Source organism: Lysobacter sp. TAB13 (genome assembly GCF_052113885.1).
In the GTDB taxonomy this organism is placed as follows: Bacteria; Pseudomonadota; Gammaproteobacteria; order Xanthomonadales; family Xanthomonadaceae; genus Lysobacter; species Lysobacter gummosus.
The window spans coordinates 54,473-77,475 of sequence record NZ_JBFRDR010000013.1 but is presented as its reverse complement, the minus strand read 5'-3'; the positions used below and the strand labels follow the sequence as shown (position 1 = coordinate 77,475).

The window sequence follows — 23,003 nt, the reverse complement described above, 5'->3', positions numbered from 1 at the left end:
CCAGCGGAGACTCCATGCGCACCGCCCTGCCCGTTTCCCGCACGCCCCGCTCTTCCTATCTCGCCGGCGGCCTGCTGCTGGCCGCGCTCGCCGGCCTGAGCGCCTGCAACCGCAACGCGCCCTCCACCGATGCCGCGCCCGCCGATGGCGCCGCTCCGGCCGCCGCGGCCGCGCCGGTGGTGCGCTTCGACGCCAGGCTCAGCCTGGTCAACAACAACGGCGCGATCCGCTACGACGGCACCGTCGATAGCGAGGCCACGCGCAAGGCCCTGACCATTGCCCTGGCCCAGGCCTACGCCGGCCAGATCGCCGGCACCCTCAACGCCGACAAGGCCGCCAAGCCGGCGCCGTGGCAGGACAAGCTGCCGCAGTTCGCCGCCGCGCTGACCATGCCGGGGGTGGCGGTGAATTTCGAAGGCAACAAGATCGAGCTCAGCGGCCAGGTCAACGACGCCGACCGCGCCGTGCTGCTGGAGAAGGCCAAGACCCTGTTCCCCGGTYTCAGCTACGGCGGCCTGTTCGAGGGCGTCGGCGGCACCGCCGCGTCCAGCGACGCCGCCGCCCAGGCCCTGGCCGCGCTGGAGCCGGGCAAGTCCGGCCCCGCCGACATCGCCAAGGCGCTGAACCAGATCAACCTGCGCTTCGACGACGGCGGCGCGCGCATCGCCCCGGCCAGCCTGGACATCCTCAGTCGCGCGGCCAAGGCCATCGCGGCCGGGCCCAAGGACGCGCGCTACGAAATCGTCGGCCCGGGCGGCGGCGCCGGCCAGGCCGCCGACAACGAAATCCTGTCGCGCCAGCGCGCCGAAGCGGTGAAGGTTCAGTTGATCGTCAACGGGGTCAATCCGGGGGCTCTCGATACTCGCGGCGAGCCGGGGACCACGACCACGCCGTTGCGCTTCAGCGTGGTCAAGTAAGCCTGGGAAAGGGCTTCGGTGAACCTGTGGGAGGGGCTTTAGCCCCGATGCTTTTCGTTCCGACGCGGCGATCTGAACGAAAAGCATCGGGGCTGAAGCCCCTCCCACAACAGCCGACCCGGGGCTGAAGCCGTCACGGAGCTGAAGCCCTTCAACAAGTTGCCAGCGCTCGGTTCGCGGCCCTGAGTGCCGGGCATCGGGCTCGGCTCAAGGGCTGCCTGCAACGGCCTGGGCCGATCTGCGCTGACGGACACCGGGCCACCCGCGGCCCGCAACCGCCCGCTCGCCCCATCCAGTTCGCGCAATCGGCTTTGCCGGATCAGTCCGCCGCGTTCACGGCGATCCCGGGCCCGTCCGGCGCCGACGCCTGAATCCCAAGCCCCACGGGCCCGGCATGACATCGCCGGTGACGCCCTCGCGCGCTTTGGTTCGGCGGATTTGCCCCCACCTTCCCCACTCGATACGCTCCCCTGTTCGCCGTCGCCTTTCGCGCCGGCGACTCTCCCCCCTTGCAGGCACCCGATGGCGCTGGACTACATCCGCATCCGCGGCGCGCGGACGCACAACCTCAAGAACATCGATCTCGATCTGCCGCGCGACAAGCTGATCGTGATCACCGGACTGTCCGGCTCGGGCAAGTCCTCGCTGGCCTTCGACACCATTTACGCCGAAGGCCAGCGCCGCTACGTCGAATCGCTGTCGGCCTACGCCCGGCAGTTCCTGTCGGTGATGGAAAAGCCCGATGTGGACCACATCGAAGGCTTGTCGCCGGCGATTTCGATCGAGCAGAAATCCACCTCGCACAACCCGCGTTCGACCGTCGGCACGATCACCGAGGTCTACGACTACCTGCGCCTGCTGTACGCACGCGTCGGCTCGCCGCGCTGCCCGGACCATCACTATCCGCTGGAAGCGCAGACCGTCAGCCAGATGGTCGATCAGGCCATCGCGCTCGATCCGGAACAGCGCTACATGCTGCTCGCGCCGGTCATCCGCGAACGCAAGGGCGAACACGCGCAAGTGTTCGAGCAACTGCGCGCGCAGGGCTTCGTGCGCGTGCGCGTGGACGGCCAGTTGTACGAGATCGACGCGGTGCCGCCGCTGGCCTTGCGCGTCAAGCACACCATCGAAGCGGTGGTCGATCGCTTCCGTCCGCGCGACGACATCAAGCAGCGCCTGGCCGAATCGTTCGAAACCGCGCTCAAGCTCGGCGACGGCATGGCCCAGGTGCAATCGCTGGACAACGCCGAGACCGCGCCGCTGCTGTTCTCGTCCAAGTACAGCTGCCCGGTCTGCGATTACTCGCTGCCCGAGCTCGAGCCGCGGCTGTTCTCGTTCAACTCGCCGGTTGGCGCCTGCCCGACCTGCGACGGCCTGGGCGTGGCGGAATTCTTCGATCCCGCGCGCGTGGTCGTGCATCCGGAGCTGTCGCTCTCGGCCGGCGCGGTGCGCGGCTGGGATCGCCGCAACGCCTACTACTTCCAGCTGATCCAGTCGCTGGCCAAACACTACAAGTTCAACGTCGATACGCCCTGGCAGTCGCTGACCGCGGCTCAGCAACAGGCGGTGCTGTACGGCAGCGGCGATGAGCAGATCAGCTTCAACTACATCACCGAGAACGGCGGCCGCAGCCAGCGCAAGCATCGCTTCGAAGGCATCGTGCCGAACCTGGAGCGGCGTTACCGCGAGACCGAATCGGCGGCGGTGCGCGAGGAACTGGCGAAGTTCATCAGCCAGCGCCCCTGCCCCGACTGCGGCGGCGCGCGCCTCAACCGCGCCGCGCGCAACGTCTTCGTCGCCGAGCGTCCGCTGCCGGACCTGGTGGTGCTGCCGGTCGATGAAGCGCTGAATTTCTTCAAGGGTCTGGAACTGCCGGGCTGGCGTGGCGAGATCGCGGTCAAGATCGTCAAGGAGATCGTCGATCGCCTGCGCTTCCTGGTCGATGTCGGCCTGGATTACCTCACCCTGGAACGCAAGGCCGACTCGCTGTCGGGCGGCGAAGCCCAGCGCATCCGTCTGGCCAGCCAGATCGGCGCCGGACTGGTCGGGGTGATGTACGTGCTCGATGAGCCGTCGATCGGCCTGCACCAGCGCGACAACGAGCGCCTGCTCGGCACGCTGACGCGCCTGCGCGACCTGGGCAACACCGTGATCGTGGTCGAACACGACGAAGACGCGATGCGCCTGGCCGACTACATCGTCGATATCGGCCCCGGCGCCGGCGTGCACGGCGGCGAGATCGTCGCCCAGGGCCAATTCTCCGACATCCTGAAAGCGCCGCGTTCGCTGACCGGCCAGTACCTCAGCGGCAAGCGCAAGATCGAAATCCCCAAGACCCGGCACAAGCCGAACCCGAAGACCACCCTGCATCTGCGCGGCGCCACCGGCAACAACCTCAAGGACGTCGATCTGCACATCCCCTCGGGCCTGTTGACCTGCGTCACCGGCGTGTCGGGCTCGGGCAAGTCCACGCTGATCAACGACACGCTGTACGTGATCGCCGCCAACGAGTTGAACGGCGCTTCGCAAACCCCGGCGCCGTACAAGTCGGTGGAGAACATCGAGCTGTTCGACAAGGTCGTGGACATCGACCAGTCGCCGATCGGGCGCACGCCGCGTTCCAATCCGGCCACCTACACCGGCTTGTTCACGCCGCTGCGCGAGTTGTTCGCGCAGGTGCCCGAGGCGCGCGCGCGCGGCTATTCGCCGGGCCGTTTCAGCTTCAACGTGCGCGGCGGCCGCTGCGAGGCCTGCCAGGGCGACGGCCTGATCAAGGTCGAGATGCACTTCCTGCCGGACGTGTACGTGCCTTGCGACGTCTGCCACGGCAAGCGCTACAACCGCGAGACGCTGGAGGTGTTGTACAAGGGCTACAACATCAACGACGTGCTGTCGATGACGGTGGAAGCGGCGCTGAGCCTGTTCGAGGCGGTGCCGACCATCGCGCGCAAACTCGAAACGCTGATGGACGTCGGCCTGAGCTACATCAAGCTGGGCCAGAGCGCGACCACGCTGTCGGGTGGCGAAGCGCAGCGCGTGAAGCTGTCGAAGGAACTCTYGCGCCGCGACACCGGGCGCACGCTGTACATCCTCGACGAGCCGACCACGGGCCTGCATTTCCACGATATCGAGCACCTGCTCGCGGTCTTGCACCGCCTGCGCGACGACGGCAACACGGTGGTGGTGATCGAGCACAACCTCGACGTGATCAAGACCGCCGACTGGGTCATCGACCTGGGTCCGGAAGGCGGCCATCGCGGCGGCACCATCCTCGCCACCGGCACGCCGGAAGACATCGCCGCGCTGCCGCATTCGCATACCGGCCACTTCCTCGCACCGCTGCTGGGCACGCCGAAGAAGGCCAAGCCCGCTGAGCCGGCGAAGAAGAAACCGGCGGCGAAATCCGATGCGCCGGCCGCGCGCGCCAAGAAGAAATCCGCTGCATGAGCGATAGCAAGAAGAAGGCCCCGGCGGCCGGCCGCGACGCCGGCAAGGCCAAGCCGGCGCCGCGCAAGCGCAGCCCGCGTTCGCGCAAGCAGGCCGAAGCAGCGGCGGTTACCGACAACGCGGTAACCGCTCAGCCTGCGGTTTCCAACGCAACGGCAAACGCAGTCGCGGCGCAGGCGCCCGCCGTCCAGCCCGCATTGATCCGCATCCCGTTGTCGGTGCGTTGGCGCGACCTTGACGCCTTCAACCACGTCAACAATTCGCAGTTCCTCAGCTATCTGGAGGAAGCGCGCCTGCGCTGGATGGTGACCCTGCCCGGCCACGGCATGGACGAACACGTCGCGCCGGTAGTCGCCGCCGCGCATCTGAACTATCGCCGGCCGATCGAATGGCCGAACGAAATCGATGTCGAGCTGTTCGTCGAACGCCTGGGCAACACCAGCCTGAGCATCGGCCATCGCATCGTCGGCGCTCACGACGAATCGGCGATTTATTGCGACGGCAACGTCGTGCTGGTGTGGATCCATCGCGACACCGGCCAACCGGCGGCGTTGCCCGAGCCCGTGCGCGCGGCCTGCTCGGCCGGTTGAAGCCGGCGCCCCGGTAAGCCGTCGGCCGATCGATGCCGACGGCGTGCCGCGACCGTCGCGTAGCATTGGCCCACCCAATCTGCGCTCGGCGGCCATGAACGATATCGACCGGCAACACCGGCTGTTGCGGCATCGCGGCTCGACCACGCACTACGCCTTCGACGGCGACAGCGGTCCCGTCGTCGTGCTGGTGCCCGGATCGACCTTGCCGCTGGCGGTTTGGGAGCCGTTGATCGCGCCGTTGATCGCGGCCGGATTCCGCGTGCTGCGTTACGACCTGCCCGGCCGCGGCCACTCCTCGCCTTATCGCGAGGGTCGCGCCGATCTGGATGCGCACGTCGGGCAGATCGCCGACTTGCTCGACGGCTTGAAGCTGAGCGAGCCGGTCTCGCTGATCGGATTGGCGTCGGGCTGCATTCTCGCCGCCGCCTTCGCGCAGTCGTTCCGGGCACGGGTCGACAAGATCGTGTTGATAGCGCCCGACGGCGTCGCCACCCGCTTCAGCCCGGGCGAGCGCCTGGTGTTGGCGCCGGTGATCGGCGACCTGCTGCTGCCGCTGCTGGCCTCGCGCCTGCTGCTGGGCCGCGCCGATCGTTACTCCACCGCCGAACCGGTGCGCGAACGCGTTCGCGAGCTGCTGCGCTTCGTGCTGCGTCCGGCGCATTTCCCCGCCGCGCTGCTCGCCAGCGTGCGCCAGCTGCCGATCCACGACGGTGAAACCTGGTACCGCCGCATCGCCGAGTCGCGTGTTCCGACCCGGGTGATCTGGGGCGCCGACGATCGCATCACGCCGACCGCCGCCAGCGCGCTGCTGGCGCGGATCTTCGGCTCCGATGCCGTGTTCGTGCTCGACGGCGTCGGCCATCTGCCGTTCGTGGAAGACCCGCAGCGCAGCGCCGCGTTAGTGGTCGGCCATCTGCGCGCCGCGGACTGACCGAGCGCGCCGGCCTTCAGGGCGCGGCTTTACGCACCTCGAACTCGCCCAACAGCGAGCCGCCGTCCTTGAGCCGGAATTCGATCGCCACGCGGCTGCCTTCCTTGAGCGGCGCATGCGGCTGCATCAGCATCAGATGCATGCCGCCGGGCTTGAGCACCGCCGCGCCGTCCGGGGCGATGCGCAGTTCGGGCAAGGCGCGCATCTTGCTGACCCCATCGACGATGCGGGTCTCGTGCAGCGACACGTCGGCGAAGGCCGCGCTGCTCGCGCCGACGATCACCACCGGCGCCGCGCAGCGGTTCTCGATGCGGCCGAACCCGGCCATCATCGGCATCTGCATCGGCGGCAAGCGCACCCAGCCTTCGCGCACCTGGGCCAGACAGCCGGCCGTGGCCGCGGCGGCCTTCGGCGGCGACTTCGCCGCGACGCTGAATGCCGTGCCGGCGGCGATCAAAGCCGCAAGCGCCAACCCCGTTCGGATGCTCGATACGTTCATCGGCCTATCATAACCCCCGAGCATCAATGGAGTTGACGATGAAACAGCTGAGCCTGCTCGCCCTGGCCGTGGCCCTGAGCGCCTGTTCCTCCCCCTCCGGCGACGATGCCGGCAAATCCGCACCCACCGCGTCGGCCGACGCCGACGGCGGCGATGCGCGCAGCGGCGGCGCGACCCGCCTGACCGTCTACAGCGGCGACTACGAGTCGCTGGCCAACGTGCGCAGCGCCAGCGCCGGCATGCCCGGCTACGCCCTGGTCGAACGCCCGCTGCGCTTCGATCTCAAGCGCGGCGGCAATTCGCTGTCGGACAAACCGCTGCCGCCGTCGATGGACATCGAGGCCGCGGTGCTGCAGCCGCGCAGCCCCGGCGTCAGCGTGGTGGGACAGCGCTACATCGCGCCGGTCTCCGGCGCGCAGAACGTGGTCGGCGTCGCCATCGGCCGCAAGGTCAGCGTCGAACACACCGCCGGCGGCGCCAAGCAGACCGACAGCGGCGTGCTGCTGGCGGCCGGCGACGGCCTCACCCTCGCCCTCGACGACGGCCGGGTCAAGGTCATCCGCAGCTACGACAGCTTCAGCCTGGTCGATAACGACAACGTGCTGCCGCGCCAGTCGGCGCTGCAGTGGACGGTCAATGCCGCGCAGGCCGGCAACGCCGATTTCGTATTGAGCTATCCCATGGGCGGCATGGCCTGGCGCGCCGAATACCGCGCCACCCTCGCCTCCGGCGGCGGCTGCAAGCTGGCGCTGGACGGCGCGGCGCTGGTCGCCAATCGCAGCGGCCGCGCCTTCAACGACGTGCGCCTGAGCCTGGTCGCGGGCGAGCCCAATCGCACGCGCTCGGCGCCTCCGGAAATGTATGCCGAGGCGCGCGCCATGGACGCGGCGATGCCGGCCTTGCCGGCGCCGATGGAAGCCGGCCCGGTCGTGCAGCGCGCCGCCGGTGAATACCACGCCTACGATCTGTCGCAACCGGCCAGCCTGAACAACGGCGGCACCGAACGCATCGCGCTGTTCCCGCGCAACGACGCGGTCGCCTGCGAACGCATCTACTCGCTGGAAGCCAGCGACAACGGCTGGCAACCGCCGACGCCGCTGGTCGATCGCGGCTACGGCGGCCAGACCGGCGACATCCCGGTGCTGTCCAAGGTCGAGTTCAAGAACGACAAGGCCTCCGGCCTGGGCCTGCCGTTGCCGGCCGGGCGCGTGCGCGCTTTCGACGGCGGCGATTTCCTCGGCGAATCCCAGCTCGAGCACACCCCGTCGGGCGCCGACATCAAGCTCGAACTCGGCAAAGTCTTCGACCTGAGCGGCAAGCGCGAAGCCACCGCGTTCCAGCTCGACCGTACCGGACGGACCATCACCGAATCGTTCGCGATCACCGTGAAGAACGCGAAGAAGAATCTCGCCACGGTTCGCGTCACCGAACCCTTGCCGCGTTGGACCGATTGGGAGATCGTGTCCTCCAGCCTGCCGTCGAAGAAGAAGGACGCGCGCCACGCTCAGTTCGAGGTGCCCGTGCCGGCCGAAGGCGAAACCAAGTTGACTTACACCGTGCGCTACCGCTGGCCCCAGGACGTCAAACCATGATAGAGATGCAGACACACGGCGACATCGTCGAAATCAAGCTGGCGCGCGCGCCGGTCAACGCGCTCAATCCGGTGTTGTGCAACACCGCGCGCGAAGCGATCGAACAGGCGATCCTGCATGGCGCCCACGGCATCGTGCTCAGCGGCGGGCCGAAGGTGTTCTCCGCGGGTCTGGACGTGCCTTACCTGCTCTCGCTCGGCGATCAGCGCGATCATCTGCTGCTGGCCTGGCAGGCCTTCTTCGGCCTCAGCCGCACACTGGCCTCCTCGCCGGTGCCGGTGGTCGCGGCTATGGCCGGCCATGCGCCGGCCGGCGGCTGCGTGCTGGCCCTGTGCTGCGATTACCGGGTGATGGCCTCGGGCAATTACAGCATCGGCCTCAACGAAACCCAGGTCGGCCTGGTCGCGCCGGAAGGCATCCAGCGCCTGATGCGGCGCGTGGTCGGCACCTATCGCGCCGAACGCCTGCTGGTGGCCGGCGCGATGGTGAACGCCGAAACCGCGCTGCGCATCGGCCTGGTCGATGAACTGGTCGAGATCGACGCGGTTTCCGAGCACGCGCGCGAGTGGCTGCAGCAACTGCTGAGCCTGCCGCGCAGCGCGATGCTGCAGACCCGCGCCCTGGCCCGCGCCGACCTGATCGAAGCCCTGCGGCAGGAGCATATCGAGCTCGATCGCTTCGTCGAATCCTGGTACTCGCCGGATACGCAGATCGCGTTGAAAGCGCTGGTGGCCAAGCTGGGCAAGTGATGTAGCAGGAACGAGTGCGCAGGAGTGAGAAGTGAGTAAGGGCTTTCACTCACTCCTCACTCCTACGCACTCGTTCCTCGCTTCAAAGCAGCCACACCTCGACGCGCTCATTGCGATAACGCGCCGCCGCGTCGCGCGGGCCGGCCACCGGCAACGCGGTGCCCATGCCGCGCGCCTGCTGCACCTTGAGCCCGCGCGAAACCAGTTCCTGCGCGATCAGGTCGGCGCGATCGTTGCTCATCATCATCGCCGCCATCGTCGAACCGGCGCTGACATCGGCGAAACCGATCACCAACAGGCGCCGGCCGCGGTTCGGCGGCAATTGCATGAACGCGCGCAGACGGTCGAGGTCGCGCACCGCGCGGCTGTCGTACACGCTCGCCGCCACGCCGCTTTCGCTGGGGCCGTTGAAGTTGAAGCGCAGGCTCAGCGGCAGGCGCACGGCGTTATCGACCAGCTGACGGTATTCGCCCGGGCCGAGGGTGACGCGGCGTTCGCGCCCGGGCACCAGCGTCACCGCGACATGACCGCTGCGCGCGACCGCGCGCTGGCCGGGCCGGGTCATCGCATACAGGGCGAAGCTGCGGCTGAGCGCGCCCATCATCTGGCCGCCGTACAGATACAGGCGCCGGCTCAGCGGATAGTCCTCGCTCAACACCTCGGTGCGAGTCGGCGCGATCGCGCGGCCGCCGTCGGCGATCGCCAGCGGCTTGGTGCCGGCGCCGTAATGTTCGCCGAGCGGAATCAGGCCGATCGCGAGCGGATCGGCGGCGACCGCGGCGATCAGTTCGCGCGCGTTCGCATGTTGTTGCGCTTCGGCGAAGGCGGCGCCGCGCATCACCCGCTCGTTGATCAGATCGCGCACCGCGCCGGCGCTGGAATCCAGATGCACATGCACTTGCCCGGCGGCGCCGAGTTCGCGCCAGTCGTGCGATTGCCCGGACAACAACGCGCGCAATTGATTGAAATCCAGGCGCACGACCGGGTTGTTGCGATTGACCACCACCGCCACGCCGTCGAGCGCGATCACGAATTCCTGATCGGGCGTGCCCAGATCGCCGAGTTGCCAGCCGGCATCGAGCTCGGCCGCGTTCGGACGCCGGGTCATCATCGCGATCTGGGTCTGGCCTTCGATCAGATCGTTGAAACCGCGCGCCGAATCGCTGGCGCCGATTTCCACAATCAGGGGCTGGCCGTCGCGAGTGGCGTGGATTTCGGTCAGCGCCGGTTTCGACCGGTCCACGCGGATGCCGGTGTAGCCGATATCGCGCAGCCACGATTGCGCGACCTCCGGCACCAGCGCATGCGCCAGGGTGTTGGAACCGCGGATGCGCACACGCTCGGCGTCCTGCGCGTCGGCGGGCGCGGCGAAGGCTGAAAGGACGAAGGCAAAAACCAACAAGAACGGCGAAACGACGGCACGCAGCATGGCGCGCACTCCCCCTGTGCGAATTGCGCGCAAGGATGGGCGCGGCCTGTGACGCGGCCGTTACGCGACGTGCGTCACTTCAATAACGTTAAGCGATCGACTTATTCCGCACAGTTGGGTGGTGTCGCGCGAACGCGCCGCGCGTGCGGCAATCGCACAATTCGCGGCGCAAAAAACGATGCAGGCGTCGATTTGCGTCGCACTTGTCGTCGCGAACGAACTACTCGAAACAAGCAACTGCTCGCTGTGCGACCGGATCGGACGCCGGCGACGGAGCCGTCAGCCTTCGCCGGTAGCGATCGGCCGCCGCGAATCTTCGATCCAGCCGCTCCAGGAACCGGTGTACAAGGCCGCGCCGTCGAAACCGGCGTGCGCCATCGCCAGCAGATGATGACAAGCGGTCACGCCCGAGCCGCACATCGCCGCGACTTGCGCCGGCTCGCGCCCGCCAAGCAACGGCGCGAACTCCGACGCCAGCGCTTCCGGCGATTTGAAGCGGCCGTCGGCCAGGTTGGTGGAGTACGCGCGATTGCTCGCGCCCGGCACGTGCCCGGCGACGCGATCCAGCGGTTCGACTTCGCCGCGAAAACGCTCGCCGGCGCGCGCATCGATCAGCAGGCCGCCGGAGTCGAGCAAAGCGCGCACGTCCTGCGCATCGAGCAGGCGGCGCGCATCGAAGCTCGCTTCGTATTGCGTCGCTTGCGGCGTCGGAATTTCAGCGTCAGTCGGCAAGCCGAGCGCGCTCCAGCGCTGCCAGCCGCCGTCGAGCACGGCCACGCGCCGATGGCCGAGCACGCGCAGCAGGAACCACAGGCGCGAAGCGGCGAGTGCGCCGTCGGCGGCGTCGTAGACCACCACCTGATGCTGCGGCGTGATGCCCCAGCGGCCCAGGGTGGCGGTGAAATCGGCGGCGTCCGGCCACGGGTGGCGGCCGCCGGAGGTCTTGCGATGATCCGACAGGTCGCGATCCAGGTCGGCGTAACGCGCGCCCGGGATGTGCGATTGCCGGTAAGCGTTCTCGCTGGCCGCGCGATCGGTGAGCGAGGTGCGGGTATCGATGACGATCAGATCTTCGCGGCCCAGCGCCGCGGCCAGATCCTCGGCCGATACCAGGGTGGTCCAAGCGGTCATCGCGCAGCCTCCAGTCGTTGTCGCAGGTTGAGCAGCATCGACGCGGTCGCGCCCCAGATGCGCTGGCTCGGATATCGGTATTCCAGCACGTGGCGTGCGCGGCCCTTGTATTCAAGCGTGCGCGTGCTGAGGTTGTCCGGGTCCAGCAGGAAGGTCAGCGGCACTTCGAACACTTCCGCGACTTCGGCCGGATCGGGCCGCGCCACGTAAGCCGGGTCGATCACCGCCACCAGCGGCAACACGCGAAAACCGGTGATGGTGACCAGCGGATCGAGAAACCCCAGCGGCGCGATCAACGCCGCCGGCACGCCGATTTCTTCTTCGGTCTCGCGCAGCGCCGCGGCGACCGCGTCTTCGTCGCTGGGCTCGATGCGTCCGCCGGGAAAACTGACCTGCCCGCCGTGCTGGCGCAATCCGTCGGTGCGCCGGGTCAGCAGCACCTGCACGCCGTCGCCGCGCGGCACCAGACCGACCAGCACCGCGGCCTGCGCGTGCAGGGCGTTGTCGGGCAGCAGGTCGGTGACATCGTCGAGATTCCAACCGTCGCTCTCGGGCGCGGCGTCGAGCGGATGCAGCGCCGCCAGCAAGCGCGTGCGCGCGCGCGAATCGCCGTCGAGAAAATTGCCGGCGAACGCGGACGACGCACCGGAGCCGGAGGCGGCGTCGGAACTCACCGCAACCCCGCCTCGCGCTTGGGCAGCACGTCTTCCATCAGGCGCAGGCGTTCGTCGTCGTTCATTTGCGACCAGCGCGCGATTTCCGCGGTGGTGCGATGGCAGCCCATGCACAGGCCGTCGTCGCTGAGTTGGCATACGCCGATGCAGGGGCTCAGCACCGCGCGAAAAGTCGTCATATCGTCCACCGGGGCCATGCCGCCATTTTGCCTGGCGGGCCGGCCGGGTAAAGCCTCGCCGCGCAAGCGGCAAGCAGAACGGGAAATCGGCGCCATGCCTGGCATGCGCCGCCGGACCCCACAAACGACTTGCGCCGGACGGGCCGGCGCAAGTGCGTCACACAACTGCGTTCGAGCTTCGTGGTCGTATTACTTGACGCTGACCAGCTTGATTTCGAACTGCACCGCCACGTTCGGCGGGAACGGGGTGCGCGGATCGGCGCCGTAAGCCTGGGCCGAGGGCAGCGTCACTTCCCACTTGGAACCGGTCGGCATCTGCAGCAGGGTTTCCTGCATCGCCTTCATTTCGATGTCGCTGACCTTGATCGACGGGATCGAGTTGGCCGGACGCGGCTGCGCCGGACGCTCGCCCCAGGGGAACGGGCCGGCCACTTCCAGCGCCACGGTGCTCGCCGACGTCGGCTTGGCGCCGGTGCCGTTGTCGATCACGCGGTACTGCACGCCGCTCGGCAGCACCTTCACGCCCGCCTTGGACTTATTGGCGTTGATGAAGGTTTCGCTCTTGGTCTTGTTCTCGGCCGCGGCCTTGTCCCACTCGGCCTTGGCGCGCTCGGTCTGGCGCTTCTGCATGTTCTGCACGGCAGTGCGCAGTTGTTCGACCGGCACGGACGGCTGCTTCTTGGAATAGCCGTCCTGCAGACCCTTGATGATGGTGTTCACATCAACCTGCTCGCCGCTTTCCACGGCATTCCTGCCGAGGTCGTAGCCGAGCGCGTAGCTCAGCTTGCCCTTCTCGGAAGAAGTGTCCTGCGCGACGGCGTTGCCGGCGGTCAGTGCCAGGGCCGCGACGGCGGCAGCAATCAAACGCAACTTCATTCGGTGAAACCTCCGGTAATGGCACGGGGCGACCTTCGCCGCCCCGATCAGCTGGGAGCACTTTCCAATGCCCCAATGTGTAAAGCCCTGCGGTCGAAAGCCCCGGACAGGACGGGTTAGGATACCGGCGGCAGCGCTTAACCGCCACTGACGCCGCCCGCCTATGACAGCGCCGCGGCCGCGGAGTTCAACGGCGGTCGCAATCCCCATCCCCCGCAATTTTCGAGAATCCTACGGCCATCACATGACCGAATCGCCCTTGCTGATCGCCGATCGCGGCGCCGTGCGCCAGATCTCCGTGAACCGTCCGGACAAGCTGAACGCGCTCAACGCGGCCACCCTGGACGCCCTGCTGGCCGCCTTCGAGGCCGCCGCGGCCGACCCGGCGGTGCGCGCCGTGGTCCTGACCGGGGCCGGCCCGAAGGCCTTCGTCGCCGGCGCCGACATCTCGGAAATGAACGCCTTGACCCCGGTCCAGGGCCGCGATTTCTCCCTGCGCGGGCAGAAACTGATGCGCCGGATCGAGAAAATGCCCAAGCCGGTGATCGCCATGATCAACGGTTTCGCCCTCGGCGGCGGCCTGGAACTGGCGATGGGCTGCCATCTGCGCCTGGCCGCGGACAGCGCCAAGATCGGCCAGCCCGAGATCAATCTCGGCCTGATCCCCGGTTTCGGCGGCACCCAGCGCCTGCTGCGCCTGGCCGGCCGCGCCGCCACCTTGGAGCTGTGCCTGCTCGGCGCGCCGATCGACGCGGCGCGGGCGAAGGAGCTGGGCATCGTCAACCGGGTCATCGCCGCGGCCGAACTGGAAGCGGAAACCTTCAAACTGGCCGAGCAACTGGCCGCATCCGCGCCGCTGGCGCTGCGCGGCGTGCTCGACTGCGTCGCGGTCGGCGGCGAATGCGGCATCGAGGAAGGCCTGGAATACGAGACCGCGCAATTCGGTCTGATGTTCTCCACCGACGACATGCGCGAAGGCACCACCGCGTTCCTGGAACGGCGCAAGCCGGCGTTCCACGGCCGTTGAGTCCGGCGTGAGCGCATCGGGCCATCGTCCATCCGATAGCGGCGACGCGCCGGTCGATGCCGCCTGCGCGTGCGGCTGCGCCGATCCGCTCGGCGCGGCGGCGCATGCGATCGCGCGCGCGCTGGCGCGCGATGATCTGGATCGCGCCATCGCCCTGGGCCTGTTGAACGACGACGCCGACCCGGCGCGCGCCTGCGCGCATTGCACGCCCGCGTGCGCGCTCGCCATCGACCAGGCGCGCGAGAATCGATTAAATGCATTGGCCGCGCGCGAACGCTATCGCGCCCGCGCGCAACGCCTGCAACGCCGCGCCGACGAACGCGCGGCGCAACGTGCCGGCGCCGCTCCGGTCGCTGCGAGCGAAGTCGCCGATGCCGCCGATGCGGTTATCGAAGCGACACCGCCGCCGCGCCCCGCCCTGCCCAACGCCGCCGCGGCCGCGCTCGCGCGCGCCAAGGCCAAAGCCGCGCAGCGCGGACCCACCTGAGTCACGAATCCCGCATGCCCAAGACCGCGCCCGCCAAGAAGCCAGCCAAGTCGGCCACCACCCCCAAACCCGCGGACGTCAAAGGTCCGGCGAAGAAAGCGGCGAAGGCTGCGCCGTCCCCGGCCGGCGCGGCGGCGAAAAAGAAAACGTTGACCCGCGCGTCCACGCCGACGACGAAGCAGCCGGCGAAGACCGCCCGCGCTGCGAGCAAGGCCGCGTCCGCCGGACGCGCCACGGCCAAGACCGCCGGCGCGAAACCGTCCAGGCGCGTGGCCGCCGCCGACGCGCCGGTCAAGGAGCGCAGCGGCGCGCAGATGAAGCCGGCGCAGATCGAGGACATGTTCGCGCGCTTGCAGGCGCTCAACCCCGCGCCGACCACCGAGCTCGAATACACCACGCCTTATGAATTGCTGGTCGCCGTCGCGCTGTCGGCGCAGTCCACCGACGTCGGCGTCAACAAAGCCACACGCAAGTTGTTTCCCATCGCCAATACGCCGCGGCAGATCGCCGCCCTCGGGGTCGAGGGGCTCAAGCCTTATATCGCCACGATCGGCCTGTTCAACACCAAGGCCGCGAACGTGGTCGCGCTGTCGCAACAGTTATTGGAGCTGCACGGCGGCGAAGTGCCGCGCGATCGCGCCGCGCTGGAAGCGCTGCCCGGCGTCGGCCGCAAGACCGCCAACGTGGTGCTCAACACCGCCTTCGGCGAGCCGACCATCGCGGTGGACACGCACATCTTCCGCGTCTCCAACCGCACCGGTCTGGCGCCGGGCAAGGATGTGCTGGCGGTCGAGCATAAGCTGCTCAAAGTGGTGCCCGATGCCTACCTTCAGGATGCGCATCACTGGCTCATCCTGCATGGACGTTACGTTTGCAAGGCACGAAAACCGGATTGTCCGCACTGTGCGATCCGTGATCTTTGTCGTTTTCCGGACAAGACGCCGGGCGAGCCCGACCCCGTAGCTGCTTGATCGCAAAGGCAATTGGAACGGCAACACCGCCGTTGCCCGACGGTCATCGCTCCGTCATGCCCGCGAAATAAGTCAGTTCTGTCACATTTACGCAACTTTCACACCCTAGCCTGCGCGGCATCTCTCCACGCCTCAGGGCTAGACCATGAAACTCTCGCGCAACACCCTTGCCGTCGCGCTGCTCGCCGCCCTCGTGGCGCCGGCCGCACACGCCGAAGTCGCTCTCGACGTCATCGGCAACTCGGAAGTCTCCTTCGAAGGTCTGGTCCAGGCGGATTTCTACAAGTTCGACACCGACACCATCGACTACGGCGCCGACGTGCCGGGCACCGACGTCGACGGCAAGGACTCGCTCAACGAACTGCGCCGCGCCGAGCTGGTGCTCAAGGGCAAGGGCCCGGGCAACATCGAATGGGTGCTGGGCTACGACGCCAAGGACGACAAGTTCCTCGACGCCAACGTCAAGTACAAGTTCGGCAACAACGCCAACCACTTCATCCAGGTCGGCCAGTTCAAGCAGCCGGGCGCGACGATGGAAGAGTTGTCCTCGACCAAGAACAACGACTTCATCTCCAAGTCCTCGATCACCAACAGCCTGGGCACCGCGCGCCGCGTCGGCGCGCAGTACAACTACGGCGACAACAACTGGGGCCTGACCGCGAGCTACTTCGGCCGCGAGCTGACCCGCAACCGCGAGCACGGCGCCGGCTACGGCCTGCGCGGCTACTACGCTCCGATCAACGAAGCCGGCAACATCCTGCACTTCGGCGCGTCCTACTCGGACAAGGACACCGACGCCGACGGCATCCGTCTGCGCGCGCGTCCGATGGCCGACATGGTCGCGACCCGCTTCATCGACACCGGCAGCAGCGTCACCAGCGCCAACACCCTCAACAACCGCAGCGACCGCGTCAGCGTGATCGGCGCCGAAGGCCTGTGGGTCAAGGGCCCGTTCAAGCTGCAGGGCGAGTACATGACCATCGACGTCAAGCGCCTCAACGGCTTGAGCGATTTCAGCGGCGACGGTTTCTACGTCTCGGGTCTGTGGAACATCAGCGGCGAGACCTGGGGCTACAAGGCCGGCACCCCGACCACGCCCCTGCCTAACGATCCGGCCAAGGGCATGTGGCAGGTGGGCCTGCGCTACGACACCATCGATCTCAACGACGGCAGCCCGATCGTCGGCACCAACCGCGTCAACGGCGTGCTCGGCGGCAAGATGGATTCCTGGACGCTCGGCGTGAACTGGTACTGGCGCTCGAACTTCAAGTTCATGCTGAACTACGTGATGGTCGAGCAGGAAAAGTACAGCACCACGCTGCGCGCGAAGGCCGAAGACAACCCGAACGTCTTCGAAGCGCGCATGCAGTTCTACTGGTAAGGCAAGGCCGCCGGCGCGGACCCGTTCGCGCCGGCGGATGCATCTCTCTCCCCCTCGATCGAATTCGGTCACTCCAGGGCGCGGCAGTGCCGCGCCCTTTTTTTGCTCGCGCCCTCGTCGCGGGCGTGCGCCCGCCGGGCGCCCGATTCGGCGAGCAATGACCGCTACCGCGCATCGGCCAGTCGGGCAAGTCATCTGATTGTCATGATTCCGACCCGCGACTGTCATCGAACTGTTATGCAATTCGCCGCAACGGATTCGTGCCAGCCGTCTCTCTTCAGGAGCCCCATCGTGTTCAACTCCCGTTCCTTCCGCGTGACCGCGCTTGCACTGGCCGTCTCGTTCGCAGCATTCAGCGCGCAGGCCGCCGACGTGACCGGCGCCGGCGCTTCCTTCGTCTACCCGGTGATGTCCAAGTGGTCGGCCGACTACGCCAAGGCCACCAGCAAGAAGGTCAACTACCAGTCGATCGGTTCCGGCGGCGGCATCGCCCAGATCAAGGCCGCGACGGTGGACTTCGGTTCCTCCGACGCCCCGCTCAAGCCTGACGAACTGGCCAAGTTCGGCCTGGCCCAGTTCCCGTCGGTGATCGGCGGCGTCGTGCCGGTGATCAATGTGCCGGGCGTGGCCTCGGGCGCGATGAAGCTCGACGGCGAGACCCTGGGCAACATCTTCCTGGGCAAGATCACCAACTGGAACGACCCGGCCATCGTCGCCCTCAACGGCGGCCTGCAGCTGCCCGACAAGAAGATCACCGTCGTGCACCGCTCCGACGGTTCGGGCACCACCTTCAACTTCGCCAACTACCTGTCGAAGGTCAACGCCGAGTGGAAGACCTCGGTCGGCGAAGGCACCGCCGTGAAGTGGCCGACCGGCATCGGCGGCAAGGGCAACGAAGGCGTCGCCGCTTACGTCAAGCAGATCCAGGGCGGCATCGGCTATGTCGAGCTGTCGTACGCGCTGCAGAACAAGATGTCGTACTCGCGCATGAAGAACGCCGACGGCAAGTTCGTGCTGCCGACCGACGAGACCTTCGGCGCGGCCGCGGCCAGCGCCGATTGGGCTGGAGCTAAGGACTTCTACCTGGTCATGACCAACGCGCCGGGCGAGAACTCCTGGCCGATCACCGCGACCAACTTCATCCTGATGTACAAGCAGCCCAAGAACGCCGAAGGCGCCAAGAACGCGAAGGAATTCTTCCGCTGGGTCTACGCCAACGGCGACCAGCAGGCCAAGTCGCTCGACTACGTGCCGCTGCCCGACGCCCTGGTCAAGCAGGTCGAGAGCTACTGGTCGGCGAACATGAACTACTGATCGGCCAGGTCGTCCGGCGCAAGCCGGCCGGATCCGGGGGGTTCCGGCAGACCAGGGGAGATCGGACGAAACGGGCCTTCGGGCCCGTTTTGTTTTTGTGGGGCGTGTTCAGGGGCGGGGCTCGCGGGCCTTCGCCCCTGGCCCGGGCGCTTGGCGTTCCCCCAGTCCCCGGGCGGCAACGCCCCTTCTCCCGCTGGCGGGAGAAGCTGGCCCGAAGGGGCCGGATGAGGGCCGCCTGCCTGCGGCTGCCCCGCCCAGCCAAGCCGATTGTTACGTTCCGATCATCTTGAAACCACGCAAAACCGCGACGTTCGGCACCACCCCCGGCCTTTCACTACAGATTGATGACGAATCGATGTCATAGCGGTGTAACAAAAAGATCATCAAATGGCGCCACCAAGCCGGCGCCCATGCCGGCCCCTCCCCTCACGGAGTTCCGCATGAAATCCTCGCCGGCCCGCATCGCCGTCCTCTCTCTCACCATCGCGCTGGCGGCCGCCGCATGCGGCGGCAAACAGAATCCGTCCCCCGCCGCGGGCGAGGCCAAGACCGACGCGGCCGCTCCGGCCGGCGACCAGGTCGGCGCGCAGATCACCGGCGCCGGCGCGAGCTTCGTCTACCCGCTGATCTCCAAGTGGTCGTCGGACTACAACAAGGCCAGCGGCGCCAAGGTCAATTACCAGTCGATCGGTTCCGGCGGCGGCATCGCCCAGATCAAGGCCGCGACGGTCGATTTCGGCTCCTCCGACAAGCCGCTGCCGAGCGATGAACTCGCCGCGGCCGGCCTGGGCCAGTTCCCGTCCGCGATCGGCGGCGTGGTCCCGGTGATCAACGTGGACGGCGTGGAAGCCGGCAAGCTGCGCCTCACCGGCCCGCTGCTGGCGAACATCTTCCTGGGCACGGTCAGCAAGTGGAACGACCCGAGCATCGTCGCGGCCAACCCGGGCGTGACCCTGCCCGACCTGAAGATCAACGTCGTCCATCGTTCCGACGGTTCGGGCACGACCTTCAACTTCTCCAACTACCTGTCCAAGGTCAGCCCGGAGTGGAAGACCAAGGTCGGCGAAGGCACCTCGGTGCAGTGGCCGGGCGGCGTCGGCGGCAAGGGCAACGAAGGCGTGGCTTCCTACGTGATGCAGATCAAGGGCTCGATCGGCTACGTCGAGCTGGCCTACGCGGTGCAGAACAAGATGGCGCACACCCAGCTGCAGAACGCGGCCGGCCAGTTCGTGCAGCCCAACGCGGAAGCCTTCGCCGCCGCGGCCTCCACCGCCGACTGGGCCAATGCGAAAGACTTCAACCTGATCATCACCAACGCCGCCGGCGAGAAGTCCTGGCCGATCACCGCGACCAATTTCATCCTGATGTACAAGCAGCCCAAGGACGCCAAGCGCAGCGCCGACACTCGCGCGTTCTTCAAGTGGGCCTTCGAGAACGGCCAGGAGCAGGCCAAGTCGCTGGACTACGTGCCGCTGCCGCCGGAACTGGTCAAGCAGATCGAGGCTTATTGGGCGGCTGAGTTCAAGTGACGTTCCGGCCCGCGCCCGCTTTGCGGGCGCGGCTTTGCCGGAACGTCATCCCCGCGCAGGCGGGGATCCAGAGACTTAAGCGCCACCCCACCTACTTCAGCACGCCGCGCACCCCCACCACCCACGTGAAAGGTCAGCCGCGGTGAAGCCCTGGATCCCCGCCTTCGCGGGGATGACGGCAAAAACAGAAGCGGTAGAGCAGCAGCAACAAAAGCAGAAACAACAACTGCAATCGCACCGGCACCAGTTACAGCAACAGCCACACACCATGAAGTCGCTGGATTCCCGCTTTCACGGGAATGACGAGCAAGAACCCCACACCGATCAGTCAGCCTCGCGCAACCGCCCCGCTCAGCAAACCCTGCTTCATGACTAGCACCAAGCCCGCCACCGCAAGCCCGGCCAAGACGGATCTCCCCTCGCAATGAACGCGACCGCCCTACCTGCTTCAAACGGCGTCTCAGCCCGCGATCGCACCGACGCGCGCAACGATCGATTCTTCCGTTACTTCGTCACCTCCACCGCCATCTTCGTTCTGGTCGCGCTGGCCGGCGCCGCGCTGTCGATGCTGTGGGGCGGCCGCGCCGTGCTCGCATCGGAAGGCCTGAACTTCTTCACCTCCAGCGACTGGAACCCGGCCGCGGACAAGTACGGCGCGCTGGTGCCGATCTACGGCACCATCGTCACCGCGCTGATCGCGATGGTGATCGCCGTGCCGATCAGCTTCGGCATCGCCTTCTTCCTGACCGAAGTCGCGCCGCGCTGGGCGCGCGGCCCGATCGGCACCGCGATCGAACTGCTCGCCGGCATCCCCTCGATCATCTACGGCATGTGGGGCTTCTTCGTGCTGATGCCGGTGATGCGCGAACACATCATCCCCTGGCTCATCGACCACCTCGGCCCGCTGCCGCTGATCGGGCCGCTGTTCCAGGGACCGCCGATCGGCGTGGGCATGCTGACCTCGGGCCTGGTCCTGTCGATCATGATCATCCCCTTCATTTCCTCGGTGATGCGCGAGGTCTTCCTGACCGTGCCGACCCGGCTCAAGGAATCGGCCTACGCGCTGGGCTCGACCAAGTGGGAAGTGAGCTGGGACATCGTGCTGCCGTACACCCGCTCGGCGGTGATCGGCGGCGTGTTCCTCGGCCTGGGCCGCGCGCTCGGCGAGACCATGGCGGTCGCCTTCGTGATCGGCAACGCGGTGCAGTTCACCCCGTCGCTGATCGATCCGAGCACGACCATCGCCGCGCTGATCGCGAACGACTTCGGCGAGGCCTCGGAAACCTATCGCTCGGCGCTGGTGCTGCTCGGCTTCGTGCTGTTCATCGTCACCTTCGTGGTGCTGGCCGCCGCTCGCCTGATGTTGATGCAACTGTCCCGCAAGGAGGGCAACTGATGGCCACCGCCTTCGCCACCGATGCCCGCAGCCGGGCCGCGGACAAGCTGTATCGCCGCCGCCGCGTCGTCAACGTCATCGCCCTCACCCTGGCCTGCGCGGCCGCGGTGTTCGGCCTGGCGTTCCTGGGCTGGATCCTGTGGACGCTGCTGGTCAAGGGACTGGGCGGCGTGAACCTGGATTTGTTCATCCGCGACCAGCCGCCGCCGATGGAAGCCGGCGGCCTGCGCAACGCCATCTTCGGCAGCATCGCCATGTGCACGATGGGCCTGCTGATCGGCACCCCGCTCGGCATCGCCGCCGGCACCTGGCTCGCCGAATACGGCAACAAGCGCAAGTTCGGCACCGTGGTGCGTTTCGTCAACGACATCCTGCTGTCGGCGCCGTCGATCGTGCTGGGCCTGTTCGTGTACGCGGTGTTCGTCGCCAAGCCGACCCCGGACAGCAACGCGCTGCTGGGCTTCTCGGCGCTGTCGGGCGCGATCGCGCTGGCCTTCATCGTGCTGCCGGTGGTGGTGCGCACTACCGACGAAATGCTGCGGCTGGTGCCGGGGCAGATGCGCGAAGCGGCGCTGTCGCTGGGCGTACCGCAATGGAAAGTGATCGTGCAGGTGCTGTACAAGTCGGCGCTGCCGGGCATCGTCACCGGCGTGCTGCTGGCGCTGGCGCGAATCTCCGGCGAAACCGCGCCGCTGCTGTTCACCGCCTTCGGCAATTCGTTCTGGACCGTGGACGTGACCGGGCCGATGGCCGCGGTCTCGATCGTGATGTTCAACTTCGCCGGCAAGGGCTACGAGAACTGGGAACACATCGCCTGGGCCGGTGCCCTGGTCCTGACTGCGTTCGTGCTGCTGGTCAGCCTGGTCGCCCGCGCGCTTCTGCTACGAAACAAAATCAGCCATGACTGACCTCTCAACCGTGAACACCGAGCGAACCCCGGCCATGAAAGACGCACGTCTCACCGTCGCCGCACCCGACCGCGACGCGGTCGTCGGCGCCAATCCGGTCAAGCTCGCCGCGCGCGGCCTGGACTTCTATTACGACAAGTTCCACGCCCTCAAGTCGATCAACCTGGAAATCCCGGAGAAGCAGGTCACCGCGCTGATCGGGCCGTCGGGTTGCGGCAAGTCCACCCTGCTGCGCATCTTCAACCGCATCTACGCGCTGTATCCCAAGCTGGAAGCGCGCGGCGAAGTGGTGCTGGACGGCGAGAACATCCTCGACCCGAAGTACCCGATGAACCGCCTGCGCAGCAAGGTTGGCATGGTGTTCCAAAAGCCGGTGCCGTTCCCGATGACCATCTTCGAGAACGTGGCTTACGGCATCCGCCATCACGAGAAGCTGTCGAAGTCTGAGATGAACGACCGCGTCGAGCACGCGCTGCGCCAGGGCGCGCTGTGGGACGAGGTCAAGGACAAGCTGGGCCAGAGCGCGCTGGGCCTGTCCGGCGGCCAGCAGCAGCGTCTGTGCATCGCCCGCGCGGTGGCGCTCAAGCCCTCGGTGCTGCTGCTGGACGAACCGACCTCGGCGCTGGACCCGATCTCCACCAGTCGCATCGAGCAGCTGGTCGAAGAGCTCAAGAAGGACTACACGATCGCGATCGTGACCCACAACATGCAGCAGGCCGCGCGCGTGTCCGACTTCACCGCCTTCATGTACCTGGGCGACCTGATCGAGCACGGCCCGACCGAACAGATTTTCTCCAAGCCGACCAAGCAGCAGACCGAGGATTACATTACCGGTCGCTTTGGTTGATTCGGTGGGGCGGGAATCGGGAATGGGGAATCGGGAATCGTAAAAAAGCGACGAACCCGCCTCCCGACTCCAGTCCCACGACCGCAGCCGTTGATCCTGCCGTTGCTTTTCCGATTCCCGATTCCC

The 23,003-nt window shown here is 67.3% G+C and carries 21 protein-coding genes and 2 pseudogenes; 17 read left to right on the top strand and 6 right to left on the bottom strand.

Going from position 1 to position 23,003, the window contains the following annotated elements; all coding sequences use genetic code 11:
- Nucleotides 1–14: 14 nt before the first annotated feature.
- The 5 genes and pseudogenes from AB4Y92_RS16385 (at nt 15) to AB4Y92_RS16365 (ending at nt 5,888) form a co-directional block, all read left to right on the top strand.
- On the top strand, nt 15–917 hold the full coding sequence (locus tag AB4Y92_RS16385) for an OmpA family protein (protein WP_441820620.1): 903 nt from the start codon (nt 15–17) through the stop codon (nt 915–917).
- A gap of 76 nt (nt 918–993) precedes the next feature.
- Nucleotides 994–1,062 (top strand): annotated as a pseudogene (locus tag AB4Y92_RS16380) (DUF6053 domain-containing protein); the annotation flags it as partial.
- A gap of 377 nt (nt 1,063–1,439) precedes the next feature.
- Nucleotides 1,440–4,364 carry an excinuclease ABC subunit UvrA gene (uvrA, locus tag AB4Y92_RS16375; protein WP_441820619.1) on the top strand — a complete coding sequence of 975 codons (2,925 nt, stop codon included), beginning with the start codon at nt 1,440–1,442 and terminating at the stop codon, nt 4,362–4,364.
- Between the two features lie 197 nt (nt 4,365–4,561).
- Nucleotides 4,562–4,954, top strand: coding sequence for an acyl-CoA thioesterase (locus AB4Y92_RS16370; RefSeq protein WP_441820686.1), 393 nt, complete (start codon nt 4,562–4,564; stop codon nt 4,952–4,954).
- A 94-nt stretch (nt 4,955–5,048) separates the two neighbouring features.
- Nucleotides 5,049–5,888: an alpha/beta fold hydrolase gene (locus AB4Y92_RS16365; RefSeq protein WP_441820618.1), complete on the top strand. Its 840-nt coding sequence runs from the start codon at nt 5,049–5,051 to the stop codon at nt 5,886–5,888.
- A gap of 16 nt (nt 5,889–5,904) precedes the next feature.
- Here AB4Y92_RS16365 and AB4Y92_RS16360 read toward each other — a convergent pair whose 3' ends face one another.
- Nucleotides 5,905–6,387 (bottom strand): copper chaperone PCu(A)C, encoded by a 483-nt coding sequence (locus tag AB4Y92_RS16360; protein ID WP_441820617.1) that lies wholly within the window; start codon nt 6,385–6,387, stop codon nt 5,905–5,907.
- 38 nt (nt 6,388–6,425) lie between these two features.
- On the opposite strand from AB4Y92_RS16360, the gene AB4Y92_RS16355 reads away from it, so the two are divergent.
- Entirely contained in the window at nt 6,426–7,979 is a 1,554-nt protein-coding gene (locus AB4Y92_RS16355) for a DUF4139 domain-containing protein (RefSeq protein ID WP_441820616.1), read from the top strand.
- Complete coding sequence (locus AB4Y92_RS16350; RefSeq protein WP_441820615.1) at nt 7,976–8,728, top strand: enoyl-CoA hydratase/isomerase family protein; 753 nt, start codon at nt 7,976–7,978, stop codon at nt 8,726–8,728. The genes AB4Y92_RS16355 and AB4Y92_RS16350 overlap by 4 nt, the downstream gene beginning before the upstream one ends.
- An 82-nt stretch (nt 8,729–8,810) precedes the next feature.
- Here the strand turns inward: AB4Y92_RS16350 and AB4Y92_RS16345 are convergent, their stop codons facing one another.
- From AB4Y92_RS16345 to AB4Y92_RS16330, 4 genes and pseudogenes are all read right to left on the bottom strand, one after another.
- Nucleotides 8,811–10,157, bottom strand: coding sequence for a substrate-binding domain-containing protein (locus AB4Y92_RS16345; RefSeq protein WP_441820614.1), 1,347 nt, complete (start codon nt 10,155–10,157; stop codon nt 8,811–8,813).
- A gap of 279 nt (nt 10,158–10,436) precedes the next feature.
- Nucleotides 10,437–11,288 (bottom strand): sulfurtransferase, encoded by an 852-nt coding sequence (locus AB4Y92_RS16340; RefSeq protein WP_441820613.1) that lies wholly within the window; start codon nt 11,286–11,288, stop codon nt 10,437–10,439.
- Nucleotides 11,285–12,159 (bottom strand): annotated as a pseudogene (locus AB4Y92_RS16335) (NUDIX hydrolase). The gene AB4Y92_RS16340 and the pseudogene AB4Y92_RS16335 overlap by 4 nt, the downstream one beginning before the upstream one ends.
- A 171-nt stretch (nt 12,160–12,330) precedes the next feature.
- Nucleotides 12,331–13,017: an FKBP-type peptidyl-prolyl cis-trans isomerase N-terminal domain-containing protein gene (locus AB4Y92_RS16330; RefSeq protein ID WP_441820612.1), complete on the bottom strand. Its 687-nt coding sequence runs from the start codon at nt 13,015–13,017 to the stop codon at nt 12,331–12,333.
- 244 nt (nt 13,018–13,261) lie between these two features.
- On the opposite strand from AB4Y92_RS16330, the gene AB4Y92_RS16325 reads away from it, so the two are divergent.
- Together AB4Y92_RS16325 and AB4Y92_RS16320 are read left to right on the top strand one after the other, a co-directional pair.
- Nucleotides 13,262–14,044, top strand: a complete 783-nt coding sequence (locus tag AB4Y92_RS16325; protein ID WP_441820611.1) for an enoyl-CoA hydratase/isomerase family protein — start codon at nt 13,262–13,264, stop codon at nt 14,042–14,044.
- 109 nt (nt 14,045–14,153) lie between these two features.
- On the top strand, nt 14,154–14,531 hold the full coding sequence (locus tag AB4Y92_RS16320; RefSeq protein WP_441820685.1) for a hypothetical protein: 378 nt from the start codon (nt 14,154–14,156) through the stop codon (nt 14,529–14,531).
- Nucleotide 14,532: 1 nt separating this feature from the next.
- Here AB4Y92_RS16320 and AB4Y92_RS16315 read toward each other — a convergent pair whose 3' ends face one another.
- The gene (locus AB4Y92_RS16315) at nt 14,533–14,871 is read right to left on the bottom strand and encodes a hypothetical protein (RefSeq protein ID WP_441820688.1); all 339 of its coding nucleotides are present in this window, start codon (nt 14,869–14,871) and stop codon (nt 14,533–14,535) included.
- On the opposite strand from AB4Y92_RS16315, the gene nth reads away from it, so the two are divergent.
- From nth to pstB, 8 genes are all read left to right on the top strand, one after another.
- A complete protein-coding gene (gene nth, locus AB4Y92_RS16310; protein ID WP_441820684.1) occupies nt 14,846–15,502 on the top strand; it encodes an endonuclease III in 657 nt (218 codons plus the stop codon). The two genes, AB4Y92_RS16315 and nth, sit on opposite strands and share 26 nt — an antisense overlap.
- A 145-nt stretch (nt 15,503–15,647) precedes the next feature.
- Nucleotides 15,648–16,883 carry an OprO/OprP family phosphate-selective porin gene (locus AB4Y92_RS16305; RefSeq protein ID WP_441820610.1) on the top strand — a complete coding sequence of 412 codons (1,236 nt, stop codon included), beginning with the start codon at nt 15,648–15,650 and terminating at the stop codon, nt 16,881–16,883.
- A gap of 237 nt (nt 16,884–17,120) precedes the next feature.
- Entirely contained in the window at nt 17,121–18,197 is a 1,077-nt protein-coding gene (gene pstS / locus AB4Y92_RS16300; protein WP_441820609.1) for a phosphate ABC transporter substrate-binding protein PstS, read from the top strand.
- A gap of 440 nt (nt 18,198–18,637) precedes the next feature.
- Complete coding sequence (pstS, locus tag AB4Y92_RS16295; RefSeq protein WP_441820608.1) at nt 18,638–19,726, top strand: phosphate ABC transporter substrate-binding protein PstS; 1,089 nt, start codon at nt 18,638–18,640, stop codon at nt 19,724–19,726.
- Between the two features lie 142 nt (nt 19,727–19,868).
- On the top strand, nt 19,869–20,102 hold the full coding sequence (locus AB4Y92_RS16290) for a hypothetical protein (RefSeq protein WP_441820607.1): 234 nt from the start codon (nt 19,869–19,871) through the stop codon (nt 20,100–20,102).
- 48 nt (nt 20,103–20,150) lie between these two features.
- Nucleotides 20,151–21,122 carry a phosphate ABC transporter permease subunit PstC gene (gene pstC / locus AB4Y92_RS16285; protein ID WP_441820606.1) on the top strand — a complete coding sequence of 324 codons (972 nt, stop codon included), beginning with the start codon at nt 20,151–20,153 and terminating at the stop codon, nt 21,120–21,122.
- A complete protein-coding gene (pstA, locus tag AB4Y92_RS16280) occupies nt 21,122–22,030 on the top strand; it encodes a phosphate ABC transporter permease PstA (protein WP_441820605.1) in 909 nt (302 codons plus the stop codon). Before pstC ends, pstA begins: the two co-directional genes overlap by 1 nt.
- Nucleotides 22,023–22,877: a phosphate ABC transporter ATP-binding protein PstB gene (gene pstB / locus AB4Y92_RS16275; RefSeq protein ID WP_148648925.1), complete on the top strand. Its 855-nt coding sequence runs from the start codon at nt 22,023–22,025 to the stop codon at nt 22,875–22,877. The genes pstA and pstB overlap by 8 nt, the downstream gene beginning before the upstream one ends.
- Nucleotides 22,878–23,003 lie beyond the last annotated feature (126 nt).

Excerpts from the sequence above, each read along its gene's own strand:
- AB4Y92_RS16365 (WP_441820618.1), top strand. The coding sequence starts at position 5,049 with ATGAACGATATCGACCGGCAACACCGGCTGTTGCGGCATCGCGGCTCG.
- AB4Y92_RS16360 (WP_441820617.1), bottom strand. The coding sequence starts at position 6,387 with ATGAACGTATCGAGCATCCGAACGGGGTTGGCGCTTGCGGCTTTGATC.
- AB4Y92_RS16355 (WP_441820616.1), top strand. The coding sequence starts at position 6,426 with ATGAAACAGCTGAGCCTGCTCGCCCTGGCCGTGGCCCTGAGCGCCTGT.
- AB4Y92_RS16350 (WP_441820615.1), top strand. The coding sequence starts at position 7,976 with ATGATAGAGATGCAGACACACGGCGACATCGTCGAAATCAAGCTGGCG.
- AB4Y92_RS16345 (WP_441820614.1), bottom strand. The coding sequence starts at position 10,157 with ATGCTGCGTGCCGTCGTTTCGCCGTTCTTGTTGGTTTTTGCCTTCGTC.
- AB4Y92_RS16340 (WP_441820613.1), bottom strand. The coding sequence starts at position 11,288 with ATGACCGCTTGGACCACCCTGGTATCGGCCGAGGATCTGGCCGCGGCG.
- AB4Y92_RS16330 (WP_441820612.1), bottom strand. The coding sequence starts at position 13,017 with ATGAAGTTGCGTTTGATTGCTGCCGCCGTCGCGGCCCTGGCACTGACC.
- AB4Y92_RS16325 (WP_441820611.1), top strand. The coding sequence starts at position 13,262 with ATGACCGAATCGCCCTTGCTGATCGCCGATCGCGGCGCCGTGCGCCAG.
- nth (WP_441820684.1), top strand. The coding sequence starts at position 14,846 with ATGAAGCCGGCGCAGATCGAGGACATGTTCGCGCGCTTGCAGGCGCTC.
- AB4Y92_RS16315 (WP_441820688.1), bottom strand. The coding sequence starts at position 14,871 with ATGTCCTCGATCTGCGCCGGCTTCATCTGCGCGCCGCTGCGCTCCTTG.
- AB4Y92_RS16305 (WP_441820610.1), top strand. The coding sequence starts at position 15,648 with ATGAAACTCTCGCGCAACACCCTTGCCGTCGCGCTGCTCGCCGCCCTC.
- pstS (WP_441820609.1), top strand. The coding sequence starts at position 17,121 with ATGCAATTCGCCGCAACGGATTCGTGCCAGCCGTCTCTCTTCAGGAGC.
- pstS (WP_441820608.1), top strand. The coding sequence starts at position 18,638 with ATGAAATCCTCGCCGGCCCGCATCGCCGTCCTCTCTCTCACCATCGCG.
- pstC (WP_441820606.1), top strand. The coding sequence starts at position 20,151 with ATGAACGCGACCGCCCTACCTGCTTCAAACGGCGTCTCAGCCCGCGAT.
- pstA (WP_441820605.1), top strand. The coding sequence starts at position 21,122 with ATGGCCACCGCCTTCGCCACCGATGCCCGCAGCCGGGCCGCGGACAAG.
- pstB (WP_148648925.1), top strand. The coding sequence starts at position 22,023 with ATGACTGACCTCTCAACCGTGAACACCGAGCGAACCCCGGCCATGAAA.